Here is a 12,488-nt window from a genome sequence, read left to right on the forward strand (position 1 = left end):
GTCATTCCGCCCCTAGGTACACGCGCCGGATGGATTCGTCGGACCGCACCGTCTCCGGGTCGCCCTCGAAGACGACCCGCCCGGTCTCCAGCAGGTAGACCTTGTCGGCGAGGCGGAGCGCCTGGTCGGCGTTCTGCTCGACGATGAGCATCGTCGTCTCCTCGCCGCGCAGCGTTCCGAGGATCTCGAACAGCTCGGCGATGACGATGGGCGCGAGCCCCAGGGAGGGTTCGTCCAGCAGCAGGAGACGGGGGCGCAGCATGAGCGCGCGGCCGATCGCCAGCATCTGCAGCTCGCCGCCGGACATGCCGCCCGCCTGCTGGCCGCGCCGCTCGCCCAGCCGGGGGAACAGCTCATAGACGCGTTCCATGCCGGCCCGCAGTTCGGCCTTGGACTGCTTCACCGAATAGGCGCCCAGCCGGAGGTTCTCCTCCACGGTGCACTGGGCGAAGGTCCCGCGTCCCTGCGGCACGTGCGCCACGCCCATGCGCACGATGTCCTCCGTCCTGCGCCCGGTGAGCTCGTTCCCGTCCAGGACGATCGAGCCTGTGACCTTGGGCACCATTCCGGTCAGGCTGCGCAGCAGGGTCGTCTTCCCCGCGCCGTTGGCGCCCAGGATGACCACGGTCTCGCTCCGTCGCACACTGATCGACAGGTCGTGCAGAACGTGGACCTTGTCGTACTTGGCGTTGACGGCGTCCACCGACAAGAAGGTCATAGCCCGCCTCCCAGGTATGCGGCGATCACCTGAGGGTCATCGCGGACCTCGGCGGGGGTGCCGTCGGCGATCTTGACTCCGGAGTTGAGCGTCACGACGTGCTGGGCCAGTCCCATGACGAGCCGCATGTGATGCTCGACGATCAGGATCGTCAGGTCGTACCGGGCCCGGATCCGGGTGATCAGCTCGCCCAGTTCCTCCACCTCCGAGTGGCTGAGCCCTCCGGCCGGCTCGTCCATCATCAGCAGCCGGGGGCGGGCGGCGAGTGCCCGCGCGATCTCGATGCGCTTCTGCGTCCCATAAGGGAGGCCGGGCACGCGCTCATGGGCGATGTCGGCCAGGTCGATCTCGTCGAGCAGGCTCATGCAGTAGTCCTTCAGCTCGCGCCGGCGCAGGCGCGGCCCGCCACCGGCGCGGTCGAGGAGCACCAGGGCGCCGCTGACGACGTTCTCCAGGACGGTCTGGTCGGGGAACAGTCCGACGTTCTGAAAAGTGCGCGCGATCCCCAGACGGCTGATCCTGTGGACCGGAACCTTGAGCAGGTCCTCGCCGAGAAAGCGGATGCGCCCTGATTTTGGCTGGTAGATCCGGCTGATGCAGTTGAACAGCGTCGTCTTGCCGGAGCCGTTGGAGCCGATCAGCCCGGTGATGGCTCCCTGCTCGACCGTGAAACTCACCCCGTCCAGGGCTTTGACCCCGCCGAGGACGATCCTCAGATCGTCGATCTCCAGTAGCGGCATGTGCCCGCAAACCTTTCCGCGTACCGACCAGGCGTCACAACATGGCCTACGAGAGCGACCACGGCTCGATCGGCGTCTTCGACAGACACTCCGCACCGTCCTTCGTGATCACCACGGGCCGTTCGAAGCGCATTCCGCCCACGCCGGGGAGGTTGCAGGTGAGGGCCATGACCTCCATGAACCCCTCCTCCAGCACGATGTCCGGGTCGCTCACGTACGGCATGCGCACGTCCGTGAACGAGGGGAACCACTCGTTGCCGAAATGGCCGATGCCGTGTCCGAAACCGCGGATGATGTCCTTCCAGCCGTTGGAGACCGCGAACTCCCGCGTCTCTCTGGCCACCTCGCCGATGGTGCGGCCCGGCTTCAGACCGGCCAGCAGGAACTCGCAGCTCTGCACGTACGCGTCGATGAGCTGCCGCTTCTCCGGCGTGACCTTGCCGAGGACGGCGTTGTGCGACACGTCGCCGAGCATCAGCCCGTACATGCCGTGCACGTCGAGGACCAGGAACTCGTCGCGCTGCGTGATCTTACGGGTGGGAGGCGTGCACGCCCCCGTCCAGCTCCGGTGGCCGGAGCCGATCTCCTGGCCGCCGGTGAACGTCCAGGCGAACTCGCTTCCCGCGTCGCGGAGGGCCTTCTCGGCGATGCCGGCGATGTCGATCTCGGTCAGGCCGGGCCGCACCTCCTTCATCAGCACGTCCTGGGCGGCGTCGCACATCGCGCACGCCTGCCTCATCAGCTCGATCTGGGCGGGGTCCTTCAGCAGGAACCACCTGTCGATCTCCACCGTGTGGTTGACCAGCTCGGCCTTCGGACACAGATCCCGCAGGATCTGGTGCTCCTCCCAGGTGATGTTCCCCTCGGGCAGGTACCAGGAGTACCCGCCCTCGAAGGCCACGGTTCCCGCGTCGAGTCCCAGCTCGCGCAGCCGCTCGGCCGCGCATTCCATCATCGACTTGCGGCCGTAGGGCCGCACGTTGGGCATGAACCCCTCTTCCCGGATGCGCACCGCGTCCATGTTGACCGTCAGCAACTGCGGTTCACCCTTCGCGGGGATCACCAGCGCGCTGCGCCACGGGACGAAGAGCCCGACAAGGTGGGTGATCATCTTCAGGCGGGTGGCGACCAGGGCGTCGATGCCGTCGCGGGTCAGGGCCTCCTGGATATCGGCCAGGCGCTTGGCGTAATCGATCTGGACATGCATTCGGACTCCTCAGTCTTTGTTCTGCGCCGCCGAAATCCGCCGGAGATCCGTTTTCAGAATCTTTCCGGAGGCGTTCCGTGGCAGGTCGTCAACGAAAACGAAAGTTCTCGGGCACTTGAACCCGGCGATCCGAGCGGCGCAGTACGCCCTCAGCTCCTCGGCGGAGGGGCGCCGTTCGGCGTCCGCGGGAACGATCCAGGCCTGGACGGACTCGCCCCACAGTTCGTCTGGCACACCGATGACCGCACAGTCCCTGACCTCCGGATGGCCGGCCAGGCAGTCCTCGATCTCGCGCGGGTAGATGTTCTCCCCGCCGCTGATGATCATGTCGGTCTTGCGGTCGACGATGTAGACGAACCCTTCCTCGTCGACCACGCCGAGGTCGCCGGCGGTGAACCACTCCCCCTGCAGGGCCTGCGCGGTGCGCTCCGGGTCCTTGTAGTACTCGTCGAAGCGTCCCGCGCACTTGCTGAACACCTCGCCGACCTCGCCCGGGGGCAGCACGCGACCCTGCTCGTCACGGATCTCCACCTGGGAGCCGAAGGCGGGCTGGCCGCAGCAGCGGTCCTTGCGTCGCTGGTCACGGGGGTGGAGCCCGGTGATGTACCCGCTCTCGGTCGATCCGTAGAACTCGTACAGCACCGGCCCGAAGTTGGCCAGGGTCCGCTCCTTGAGCCGGGTGCTCATCGAGGCCCCGCCGGTGAACAGCATCCGTACGCCCCGCGGCGCCGCGCCGGTGACCTCGGCCCGCTCGTTGAGCATGCCGAGCATCGTCGGCACCATGAACGAGCAGGTGAGGTCGTCCTCCTGGAAGGCGCTCAGGACGGCGGCGGCGTCGAACGATGGGCGGACGAAGACCGAGCCTCCGGCCATCAGGCACATCAGCGCATAGAACGTCACACCATGGAAGAAGGGCGCGAGCGCCAGGAACCTGTCCTCGCGCCGGAACCCGAACTCCACCACTCCGTACAGCGTGCACACCGACGTGCGGTGCTGGGAGCGCACGACACCCTTCGCGTTGCCCGTCGTCCCGGAGGTGTACATCATCCAGAAGGGGGCGTCGGGATCCGGCCGTACGTACGGCTCGGCGGGTTCCATCGCCGCGGAGAGCGCGACGAGGCTCGGCAGACCTGATCCGGCGACGTCCCGCAGGGCCAGGACGCGCGCGTCGCCCAGCCGACCGGCATCCAGGTCGTCCGCGACGATCGGCAGGGTGTCGTCGTCCACGAACAACCATCCGGCGTCCGAGTGGGCCACGAGCCGCCGCAGTTCAGCACCGCGCAGCCAGAAGTTGAGGGTCACGAAACGGACGTTCAACTTCGACGCGGCGTGGAGTAGTTCCAGATATTCGATGGAGTTTCTGGCGCAGACGGCGATCGCGTCCCCGGGGCGCACACCCAGTTCGAGAAGCGCGGCCGCGGTCCGGTTGCTCCGCGCGTTCACCTGGGCGTATGTCAGCCGTCTCGTTTCGTCGGCGAGGCACAGGGCGTCCGGGCCTTTCACCGCCCACAACTTCAACGACTCACCAATGGTGAACACGGATTCCCTCTCCTCCCAAAGTCGGCGCGTGCCATGACATGCAGGAATAGCCTCGTATGTCGCGCTTGGCACTTGCGAGTGCCATGTTGGCACTGTACGGTGCCACGAGTATCCTGACCGCGTCAAGGGGCTTCTCCGGGAAACGCCTGAAGCGTTCGAGTCCCAGAGCTAGGAGGACGATCGAGTGGCCACGACGCCCAATGAGCAGGCGCCGCACGACGACCCGCAAGCCACGCTGGCCGAGGAGCAGAAGAACGCGGCGCGCAGGCACATCTTGCGCACCGCGCGCTCCGTCGGCGCCTCACGCGGCATCAAGCTGCGGATGGAGGACGTCGCCGAGGCCGCGGGGGTCAGCCGCCGCACGTTGTTCCGCTATTTCGGGACGCGCACCGAGCTCATCAGGCAGTCGTTCGCGGATGGCATCGCCGAGTACGCCCGGCGAATCCCCGCGCCCGAGGCCGGAGAGTCACCGCGGGACTGGCTGTACCGGGCAGTGCGCGCCAGCCACAATCTCAACTCTCACATAGGACGGCTGTGGTGGGATCTGGCGGCCGGGGCGGACGACGCCGAGGGGTTGCAGGGCGTGTTCAACCCGCAGGCCCGCGGCGAAATCATCCGGACATTCCTCATGAACAGCTGGCGCATCTACGGAGGGCACGGCGAACCGCCGGAATGGCTGTTCGCGGCGTACTGCATTCACATGAGCGCCTTCTCGACGCAGATTCTCACCGGCGACTGCGAATACGACATGGAGCATGCGACCGAGATCACCACAACGGTCCTGGAATGCCTCGTGATCAAGGCGATCAACGAGACCTCCGCGTCGCAGGACTGATCCGGCGCCCTCCTCCTGCCCAGGCGAATCCGGGCGTGCGGGGGAACCGCGGGCGATGACCGTCACCCGGATGCGGTCTGCACGGCGATCTCTTCGGCGGGGTCCTGGCCGGCCGGTTCGGCTTGCGGGCGCGCGCTGCGCAGTGCGGCCTCGACGCGGCGGTTGCCGGTCATGGTCGCGGTGACGGCGGTCATGGTGAGCAGGAGGCCGGCGGCGGCGTAGAGCGGGGTGCGCAGGTCGTAGGTGGTGGCCAGCCAGCCGCCGAGGAAGGCGCCGAAGGGGGCGGCGCACATGGCGAGCATGCGGGAGGTGGAGGCGACGCGGCCCATCAGGTGGGCCGGGACGATGGCCTGCCGGAGGGAGGGGCCGAGCACCATCGTGGCGCCCATGCCCGCTCCGCAGACGGCGAGCGCGAGCCCGGCCACGTACGGGTTCGGGGCGGAGGCGAGCCCCAGGATGGCGAGGCCCTCGACTGTGGCGGTGCAGGTCAGCGCGGTGCCGGTGCCCAGGCGCCGGCCGAGGAAGGAGGCGATGCCCGCGCCGAGCAGGCCGCCGGCGGCCTCGGCGGTGAGGAGCAGACCGAAGCCGAAGGCGCCGACGCCGAGGCGTTCGCGGGCGAACAGGGCCAGGATGGTCTCCACGGCGAGGAAGGCGACGTTAGGAGCGCGGGGTCGCGGCCGAGCAGATCCGGCAGATACGCCGTGGCGGCCGTGTCGAAGAACAGCCCGCCGAGGGCGAGCAGGAACGCGACGGCCGTCAGCAACGGGATGCTCAGCACGTCGAGCGCCGCCGCCGCGGCGGGTACGGCGAGCAGCGCCGCACGCGCGGCGTCCGTTACCCACATCGTGCGGCGGCGGTCCCAGCGGTCCACCAGCGCACCGCCGAGCACTCCGAACAGCAGCCAGGGCAGTGTCCCGGCGGCCGTGACGACGGCCAGCGCCATCGGATCCCGGGTCAACGTCAATGCCAGCAGCGGCAGCGCGGCATGCGTCACCCCGTCACCGAGCGAGGACACCGTCTGCGCGGTCCACAGCCGCCCGAACCCGGTGGGTGACTTCGCCGCGTCATTCGTCGGATTCGGGGTCACTTGGCGTCCTCCTCGACCTGCCGGCGCGGAGCCGGCCGGAACAGCGCGAAGACCAGCGACACGTCTGGAAGCGATGGATCGGACAGCGTCCGGTACTCGTCCGCCAGTGCCTGCAGGCGTGCCCCCAGCTCCGTGAACTGCTCCTCGGTGAGTCGCAGATGTGCCATCCGTACGTGCCGCTCGCCATCCACCGGTGACCCCTCCAGGTCCGCCACCGCATTCCGCAGCAGCACGTCCGGCTGCCCCGGCCCTGGATCCGGCAGCTCGATCGACTGCGCGGCCATCGCGTAGTACCGCTCGGTGACCCCTCTCACTTTCCGCGTCCGCACCACCTTCACCAGGCCGGCCCGCTCCAGCAGCCGCACGTGATAGCTGGAACTCCCCTTCGCAAGGCCCACCCGCTGGGCGATCTGCGTGATCGTCGCCGGCTCGAAGCGGAGCTCGGCCATGATCCGGTGACGCGTGAGATTGGAGACGGCGCGTAGCTGCTCGTCGGTGGTGACGTGGAACGTCTCGGGGAGATCATCGGTAGGCACGCGGTCAATGGTCAATGACTCTTGACCATTGCGCAAGAGGTCTCCCCGCCAGGCACAGAAGGCGTCAGTAGTGACAGACCCGACAGGCGATCCGATCCGGTGCCAGCGCGCTGAAAGTATGCGTTCAGCTCATGTTCAAGGCCACTGAAAGTGGTGATTCCTAACGTTCTGCGCGGGAAACTTCAACCGCAAGGAGCGACATGAGGTCAATCGCAGCAATCGCCGCCACAATGGTGCTCGTCTCCTCCCCGGCCGCGGCCGAACCCGAGGAGAGCGACCGGGAGATCCCCCTGGCGCACATCGAATACACGAGCGGTCTCACCGTGGACTTCTCCGACAGCCAGCCCTCCAACGAAGTGGGGATGTCCCAGCTCGGGATCATCGGCCGCGCGCCGCTCATCGCCTGGGATCGGAGCAACAGCTACCTACAGACCTACCTGGAGATCACCCCGCCCGACGTGCCGGTGCCCCAGCGTCTCGTCGACGACCACGGCCCCGACCTCCCCGCCGAGTTACAGCGGCGGCGGATCACCAGCGAGCCGGTCACCGTACGCGGCCTGACCGCTCCGGCCGGCGCCGTGCTCTCCGCCTCGTGCACCGCCGAGTACTGGAGCTGGCACCTCTGGCACGACAACGCCAAGGCCGGTATGGCTCCCAAGTCGTACACCACCCACGACTTCGGCGGTTTCAAGGAGCGTCGCGCGGAGAGCTTCGTCTTCAACTGCCTGCCGGAGGGCTCGCCGAGTCACCTGTGGGCCCAACACCGGGTGTACTACTGGAACGGCACCAGCTGGTGGAAGCACGCGGATGAGAAGGTCGGCCCCGGGCTTCAGGCGGAAGAGGTCAAGGGCAGTGTCAAGCGCCACCGCAAGGTCACCTATGGCGACAACTGGGGGTCCAGCCCCGACTGTCTCAGCGGGGCTTGCAAGTACACCCGTGAGGGGCGTTTCACCAGCTGACGGGTGACCGGTCGCCCGCGGAAGGCTCAGCCGCACAATATCGATCAGCGATGGGCCGTTGCGATGAGGCGTCGCAGCGCCGCGTGGGCGGGTGGGCCCCATGTGGCCTTGCCGCCTGGCCGGCCGTGGACACCGGCGTCGCCGACGTGGAGGCCGACGAGGGCGCGGATCACGGTTCACGGCTCACGGCTCACGGCGGAGTGCGCTCGCCGTACGGTCGCGGAGCGTGTCAGTGCGAGTGGGCGGGGACAGGTGAGAGCCGGTAGGCGCCCTGATCGGCGATGACGCGGCCGGCTGTGGGCGGTGCGAAGTGGGTGCCCAGAACGAGGGTGTCCGTGTCGGCGAGTGAGTCGAGCAGCGTGCGGCGCGTGGTCTCGGACCGCTGCGGGTCGATGTCGACGCAGGCGCCGATGGCGGGGTGGGCGAGCTGGACGGGGTGGTGGATGCAGTCGCCGGTGATCAGAGCCGTCCGGCCGTGGCTGGTCAGCTCGACGGCGACATGGCCGGGCGTGTGGCCGGGCGTGGGAAGAAGGCGCAGGCCCGGGGCGACGTCGACGCCCTCGGCGGGGACGTCGACGAGGTCGAGCAGCCCCGCGTGCTCCACCGGGATCACGGAGTCGCGGAACATCTGCCGGCGTGCCTCTTCCATGTCGTACCCGGCCCAGAACTCCCGCTCGGTGCGGGAGGTCAGGTAACGGGCGTTGGGGAAGGTGGGCACCCAGTCACCGTCCACCTTCTGCGTGTTCCAGCCGACGTGGTCGGCGTGCAGGTGGGTGAGGATCACCAGATCGACCGAGTCCGGGGGGAATCCGGCGGCGGTGAGGCCCCGAAGGTAGTCGGTATCGAGGTCGTGCCAGGCGGGGTTGGCGCGTTCCTTGCCGTTTCCGATGCCGGTGTCGACCAGGATGCGCAGGCCACCGAGGGTGAGCGCGAAGCTGTGGCTGTCAAGGCGGAGGATGCCCTCGTCATCGGCGAAGTCGGGGCGAAGCCAGTCCTGAGCGGTGACGAGGGCGGGGGTGGCGCCGGGCAGCAGCCACGGTCCGGTGGCGGGCGGCAGAAGGGTCTCGTCGATGCGGTGGACGGTGACGTCGCCCACGGTCCAGGAGGTGGCGGTCGGTTCGGTGGCCGGTGCGGTGCTCATGTTCAGTCTGTCCTCTGGATCTCGTTACGGAAGGTGGTCGTGTGCGTGGTGGACCGTCCTGCCTCTCGACACGGTGAGTACGGCCAGGGCCGTGACGGCGAGCAGGGCGCAGGCGATGGCGTAGGCGTGGGCGGCGGTGCGCAGCCCGTAGTGCTGGGTGGCGGCACCCGCGACGATGGCGGGCAGGCTCATGGAGAGGTAGCTGAGGACGTGGTAGGCGGCCAGGGTTGCGGCACGGTCCTGCTCGTAGAGTGAGGCGAGTGTCATGCGCAGTGCCCCTTGGGAGACGGCGCCGAAGGCGACCCCGGCCAGGGCCGCGCCGGCGTAGACGGCGGGCAGGCCGGTGCCGTGCAGACCGCTCACCGTCAGGGCCGCGGCGGGGATGACGGCGAGGCTACCGCCGGCGGTGATGCGGTGCGGCGCCGTGCGACGCAGTGTCCACACGGTCAGGGTGGCCGCGGCGGTGAGCGTGAAGAAGACCATGCCGCCGACCGCCTGCGGGGCATCGGGAGCCACCAGGTGCACGAGCGCCGGCCCGAGGGAGGAGTAGAAGCCGCCGAGGGCCCAGATGGCGACGACACCGGCGCCGGCCGCCAGCAGGGCGCGACGTGCCGACGGGGGCACGGCGAGTCGGGGGCGAAGGGAGCGCAGGGCGCCGGGGTGAGGGCGGGCCGTCTCCGTGGTGAACATGACCGCGAGCGCCTGGGCCGCGAAGAGGACCGCCAGTACGACGTACACGGTGACCGTGGGGGCGGGTGCGAAACGGATGAGAAGTGTGGAGGCCAGGACGCCGGCGGCCATGCCCGCCACCGGAGCGATGCTGTTGGTCAGGGCGGACCGGCCGGGACGCCGGGGGTCGGCCAGGTCGAGGAGTGCCGCGCCCGCGGCGCTGGTGGCCGCGCCGGTGGCCGCTCCCTGCAGGATGCGGGCGGTGATCAGTGCACCGGCGCCGTCCGCCGTGGCCAGCAACACCATGGAGGCGGCCTCCACCAGCAGGGCGCCTACCACGACGGGGCGTCGTCCCAGGTGGTCGGAGAGCGCTCCGGTGGTGAGCAGAGCCAGCAGCAGGGCCAGGGCGTAGGCGCCGAACACCACGGTGATGGTGAGCGCGGGCAGGCCCCAGGCGTCCTGGTAGCGGGGGTAGAGCGGGGTGGGCGCACCGGATGCCGCGAGGAGGGCGGCGAGGACCGAGGCGTTCAGGCCGAATGACGCCGCGCGATGGTTCGTGCCGTTGGGGACGACATGCCGTGGGGACGGTGCGGGGGCCCGCGGTGCGACGGTCGACGACATAGGACTCCTCGGACGCTAAAAGCAATCGGTTTGCCTTAAGAAACCGTAGGTCGTACTGTCGACTAAAGCAAACCATTCGCTTTTGGAGTGGGGTCGCTCCAACGCTCCAGCCCCGATCAGGAGAGACCGTTCATGCCAGCCGTCGAACTCACGCCGCCCGAAGCGGCCCGCTGGGCCGCCCGCGCCGGGCTCCCGCTGCCGGCCGACCGCCACGCCGCGGTCGCAGCCACCGCCAACCACATCCACTCCGTCGTCGCGGTCCTGCGAGAGCTGGACTTCGGGGACACCCCGCCCGCCCCTGCCCACCGCACGGAACAGGAGAAGCCCGATGCAGCCGTATGAACTGTCCCTGACCGCGGCCGCCGAGGAGATCCGGGCCCGGCGGCTGTCCCCCGTCGAGCTGGCGGACTCCGTCCTTCAGCGCGTCGCGCAGTTGGAGCCGCACCTTCAGGCCTACGTCACCGTCGCCGCCGAGCACACCCGCGGGGCCGCGCGTGAGGCCGAACACGACATCGCGGCCGGCCGCTATCGCGGTCCGCTGCACGGCATACCCATGGGCCTCAAAGATCTGATCGACGTCGCGGGAGAGGCGACATCGGCCGGCTCCCGGGTCCGCGCCGACCACCGCGCGCAGGCCGACAGCACGGTCGCCGCGCGCCTGGCGGAGGCCGGTGCGGTCCTGCTGGGCAAGACGCACACGCACGAGTTCGCCTATGGCCTGACCACTCCGCAGACCAACAACGCCTGGGACCGCGGCAGGGTCGCCGGCGGTTCCAGCGGCGGGTCAGCCGTCGCCGTCGCATCGGGCATGGCGACCTTCTCAATAGGGACCGACACCGGCGGATCGATCCGGGTACCTGCCGCGCTCAACGGGGTCGTCGGCCTCAAGCCGACCTACGGCCTCGTCCCCCGTCACGGCATCACGTCGCTGTCCTGGTCGCTGGACCACGTCGGCCCGATCACCCGCACCGTCGAAGACGCGGCTCTGGTCCTGACCGCTCTGGCAGGACACGACCCGCGCGACCCGGCCTCGCTGGCCTCCCCCGCCGTGGACTACCGGCCGGGTGAGGTCACGCACCTGACGGGGCTGCGCGTCGGTGTGCCGCGCACCTACTACTTCGACCACGTCGACCCTGAGGTGGAGTCTGCCGTCCGGCGCGCCATCGGGCGGCTGGAGGCCCTCGGCGCACAGCTCGTCGAGATCGACATCCCCATGACCCGCTACATCCAGGCCACCCAGTGGGGACTGATGGTGCCCGAGGCCACCGCCTACCATGAGGGCACCCTGCGTACGGTCCCCGATCTCTACCAGGCCGACGTCCGCGTCCTCCTCGAGGCCGGTGAGCTGATGACCGCCGGGGACTACCTGCGCGCCCAGCGCTCCCAGACGCTGATGCGGAGGGAGTGGGCCCGGGTGCTCAAGGGGGTCGACGTGATCGCCGCCCCCACCGTCCCGGCGACCGCCGTCAAGGCCGGCCAGGAGACGATCAGCTGGGCCGACGGCACCGTCGAGAGCGTCTCCGACGCCTACGTGCGCCTGTCGTCCCCAGCCAACATCACCGGAATACCGTCCCTGTCCGTACCGGTCGGCCACGACACGGCCGGCTTGCCGATCGGCATGCAGCTGCTCGGCCGGCCTCTCGGTGAGCGCACTCTCCTGCGGGTCGGTCATGCCCATGAGCAGACCCAGCCCGCCCGCGAGCTCGCGCACGCAGCGTGAGCAAGTGCCTGGCCCGGCCGAATCACCCCGGCCGGGCCGACAGTAGGAGTCGCATGGCGGCCAGTTGATCGCAGGAGGGAGGACGGATCACTAGACGCAATGATTTTGCTTTAAGGTGGGTGTCATGAGCAGGCAGATGGTGCGTCCTGGCGGGCGCAGCGCCCGGGTCCAGGCGGCGGTGCACACCGCCGTGCGCGAACTCACCTCCGAGGTGGGGCGGGACGCCCTGACGGTGCCGATGGTCGCCCAGCGCGCAGGTGTGACGCCGTCGACGATCTACCGCCGATGGGGCGACCTGCAGGAGCTGCTGTCCGACGTAGCGGTCGAGCGCCTGCGGCCCGACACCGCACCCAAGGACCACGGCACCCTGCGAGCCGACCTGACGGCCTGGGCCGAACAGTTCCTCGATGAGATGTCCTCCCCCACCGGCCGCACCTACATCCGCGACGCCCTGCTCGGCGACCAGGACGGCGGCAACGCCGGCCAGTGCTCCGCCTACGCCGCCGAACAGATCGATGTCGTCCTCACCCGCGCGAGGACACGCGGAGAGGAGACACCCGACGTCGAGACGGTCGTCGACCGCGTCGTCGCCCCCCTGATGTACCGCATCCTCTTCCGCCCGGACGGACTCGATGCCGACTACGCCCGCCGGCTCGTGACACGAGCCCTCGTCTCGACCGGCCGGTGACCGAGAAGAGCCGCAGGAACCGCAGGTG

13 protein-coding genes and 1 pseudogene are annotated in these 12,488 nt (G+C 69.3%); 5 read left to right on the forward strand and 9 right to left on the reverse strand.

Annotated features, from left to right (window positions below):
* Position 1: 1 nt before the first annotated feature.
* The 4 genes from ACQP10_RS18675 to ACQP10_RS18690 are packed head-to-tail and all read right to left on the reverse strand — an operon-like array spanning position 2 to position 4,204.
* A complete protein-coding gene (locus ACQP10_RS18675) occupies positions 2-718 on the reverse strand; it encodes an ABC transporter ATP-binding protein (protein ID WP_346021453.1) in 717 nt (238 codons plus the stop codon).
* The gene (locus ACQP10_RS18680; protein ID WP_346021452.1) at positions 715-1,458 is read right to left on the reverse strand and encodes an ABC transporter ATP-binding protein; all 744 of its coding nucleotides are present in this window, start codon (positions 1,456-1,458) and stop codon (positions 715-717) included. The genes ACQP10_RS18675 and ACQP10_RS18680 overlap by 4 nt, the downstream gene beginning before the upstream one ends.
* Before the next feature lie 46 nt (positions 1,459-1,504).
* On the reverse strand, positions 1,505-2,665 hold the full coding sequence (locus tag ACQP10_RS18685; protein WP_433541828.1) for a M24 family metallopeptidase: 1,161 nt from the start codon (positions 2,663-2,665) through the stop codon (positions 1,505-1,507).
* Between the two features lie 9 nt (positions 2,666-2,674).
* A complete protein-coding gene (locus tag ACQP10_RS18690; RefSeq protein WP_433541829.1) occupies positions 2,675-4,204 on the reverse strand; it encodes a class I adenylate-forming enzyme family protein in 1,530 nt (509 codons plus the stop codon).
* Positions 4,205-4,388: 184 nt separating this feature from the next.
* On the opposite strand from ACQP10_RS18690, the gene ACQP10_RS18695 reads away from it, so the two are divergent.
* Complete coding sequence (locus ACQP10_RS18695; RefSeq protein ID WP_346021449.1) at positions 4,389-5,039, forward strand: TetR/AcrR family transcriptional regulator; 651 nt, start codon at positions 4,389-4,391, stop codon at positions 5,037-5,039.
* 62 nt (positions 5,040-5,101) lie between these two features.
* Here ACQP10_RS18695 and ACQP10_RS18700 read toward each other — a convergent pair whose 3' ends face one another.
* The 3 genes and pseudogenes from ACQP10_RS18700 to ACQP10_RS18710 form a co-directional block, all read right to left on the reverse strand.
* Positions 5,102-5,680, reverse strand: coding sequence for an MFS transporter (locus ACQP10_RS18700; protein ID WP_433541830.1), 579 nt, complete (start codon positions 5,678-5,680; stop codon positions 5,102-5,104).
* 41 nt (positions 5,681-5,721) lie between these two features.
* Positions 5,722-6,126: pseudogene (locus ACQP10_RS18705) on the reverse strand (MFS transporter); the annotation flags it as partial.
* Entirely contained in the window at positions 6,123-6,662 is a 540-nt protein-coding gene (locus tag ACQP10_RS18710; RefSeq protein WP_433541831.1) for an ArsR/SmtB family transcription factor, read from the reverse strand. The gene ACQP10_RS18710 and the pseudogene ACQP10_RS18705, both read right to left, overlap by 4 nt.
* 200 nt (positions 6,663-6,862) lie before the next feature.
* Here ACQP10_RS18710 and ACQP10_RS18715 point away from each other — a divergent pair, with 200 nt between their 5' ends.
* Complete coding sequence (locus ACQP10_RS18715) at positions 6,863-7,621, forward strand: hypothetical protein (protein ID WP_346021446.1); 759 nt, start codon at positions 6,863-6,865, stop codon at positions 7,619-7,621.
* Positions 7,622-7,850: 229 nt separating this feature from the next.
* On the opposite strand, the gene ACQP10_RS18720 is transcribed toward ACQP10_RS18715, so the two are convergent.
* Together ACQP10_RS18720 and ACQP10_RS18725 are read right to left on the reverse strand one after the other, a co-directional pair.
* Complete coding sequence (locus ACQP10_RS18720; protein WP_346021444.1) at positions 7,851-8,762, reverse strand: MBL fold metallo-hydrolase; 912 nt, start codon at positions 8,760-8,762, stop codon at positions 7,851-7,853.
* 24 nt (positions 8,763-8,786) lie between these two features.
* Entirely contained in the window at positions 8,787-10,052 is a 1,266-nt protein-coding gene (locus tag ACQP10_RS18725; protein WP_433541832.1) for an MFS transporter, read from the reverse strand.
* A 132-nt stretch (positions 10,053-10,184) separates the two neighbouring features.
* Between ACQP10_RS18725 and ACQP10_RS18730 the strand changes: the two genes are divergently transcribed.
* From ACQP10_RS18730 to ACQP10_RS18740, 3 genes are all read left to right on the forward strand, one after another.
* Positions 10,185-10,394 carry a hypothetical protein gene (locus ACQP10_RS18730; RefSeq protein WP_346021442.1) on the forward strand — a complete coding sequence of 70 codons (210 nt, stop codon included), beginning with the start codon at positions 10,185-10,187 and terminating at the stop codon, positions 10,392-10,394.
* The gene (locus ACQP10_RS18735; RefSeq protein WP_346021441.1) at positions 10,381-11,772 is read left to right on the forward strand and encodes an amidase; all 1,392 of its coding nucleotides are present in this window, start codon (positions 10,381-10,383) and stop codon (positions 11,770-11,772) included. The genes ACQP10_RS18730 and ACQP10_RS18735 overlap by 14 nt, the downstream gene beginning before the upstream one ends.
* A gap of 124 nt (positions 11,773-11,896) precedes the next feature.
* Entirely contained in the window at positions 11,897-12,460 is a 564-nt protein-coding gene (locus ACQP10_RS18740) for a TetR/AcrR family transcriptional regulator (RefSeq protein ID WP_433541833.1), read from the forward strand.
* The last annotated feature ends 28 nt before the right edge of the window (positions 12,461-12,488 follow it).

It is taken from the genome of Streptosporangium sandarakinum (genome assembly GCF_050942225.1).
In the GTDB taxonomy this organism is placed as follows: domain Bacteria; phylum Actinomycetota; class Actinomycetes; order Streptosporangiales; family Streptosporangiaceae; genus Streptosporangium; species Streptosporangium nondiastaticum.

What these genes read in the sequence shown, in the direction of transcription:
- ACQP10_RS18735 (WP_346021441.1), top strand. Translation starts at nt 10,381, where the DNA reads ATGCAGCCGTATGAACTGTCCCTGACCGCGGCCGCCGAGGAGATCCGG.
- ACQP10_RS18725 (WP_433541832.1), bottom strand. Translation starts at nt 10,052, where the DNA reads ATGTCGTCGACCGTCGCACCGCGGGCCCCCGCACCGTCCCCACGGCAT.
- ACQP10_RS18680 (WP_346021452.1), bottom strand. Translation starts at nt 1,458, where the DNA reads ATGCCGCTACTGGAGATCGACGATCTGAGGATCGTCCTCGGCGGGGTC.
- ACQP10_RS18685 (WP_433541828.1), bottom strand. Translation starts at nt 2,665, where the DNA reads ATGCATGTCCAGATCGATTACGCCAAGCGCCTGGCCGATATCCAGGAG.
- ACQP10_RS18730 (WP_346021442.1), top strand. Translation starts at nt 10,185, where the DNA reads ATGCCAGCCGTCGAACTCACGCCGCCCGAAGCGGCCCGCTGGGCCGCC.
- ACQP10_RS18740 (WP_433541833.1), top strand. Translation starts at nt 11,897, where the DNA reads ATGAGCAGGCAGATGGTGCGTCCTGGCGGGCGCAGCGCCCGGGTCCAG.
- ACQP10_RS18715 (WP_346021446.1), top strand. Translation starts at nt 6,863, where the DNA reads ATGAGGTCAATCGCAGCAATCGCCGCCACAATGGTGCTCGTCTCCTCC.
- ACQP10_RS18720 (WP_346021444.1), bottom strand. Translation starts at nt 8,762, where the DNA reads ATGAGCACCGCACCGGCCACCGAACCGACCGCCACCTCCTGGACCGTG.
- ACQP10_RS18675 (WP_346021453.1), bottom strand. Translation starts at nt 718, where the DNA reads ATGACCTTCTTGTCGGTGGACGCCGTCAACGCCAAGTACGACAAGGTC.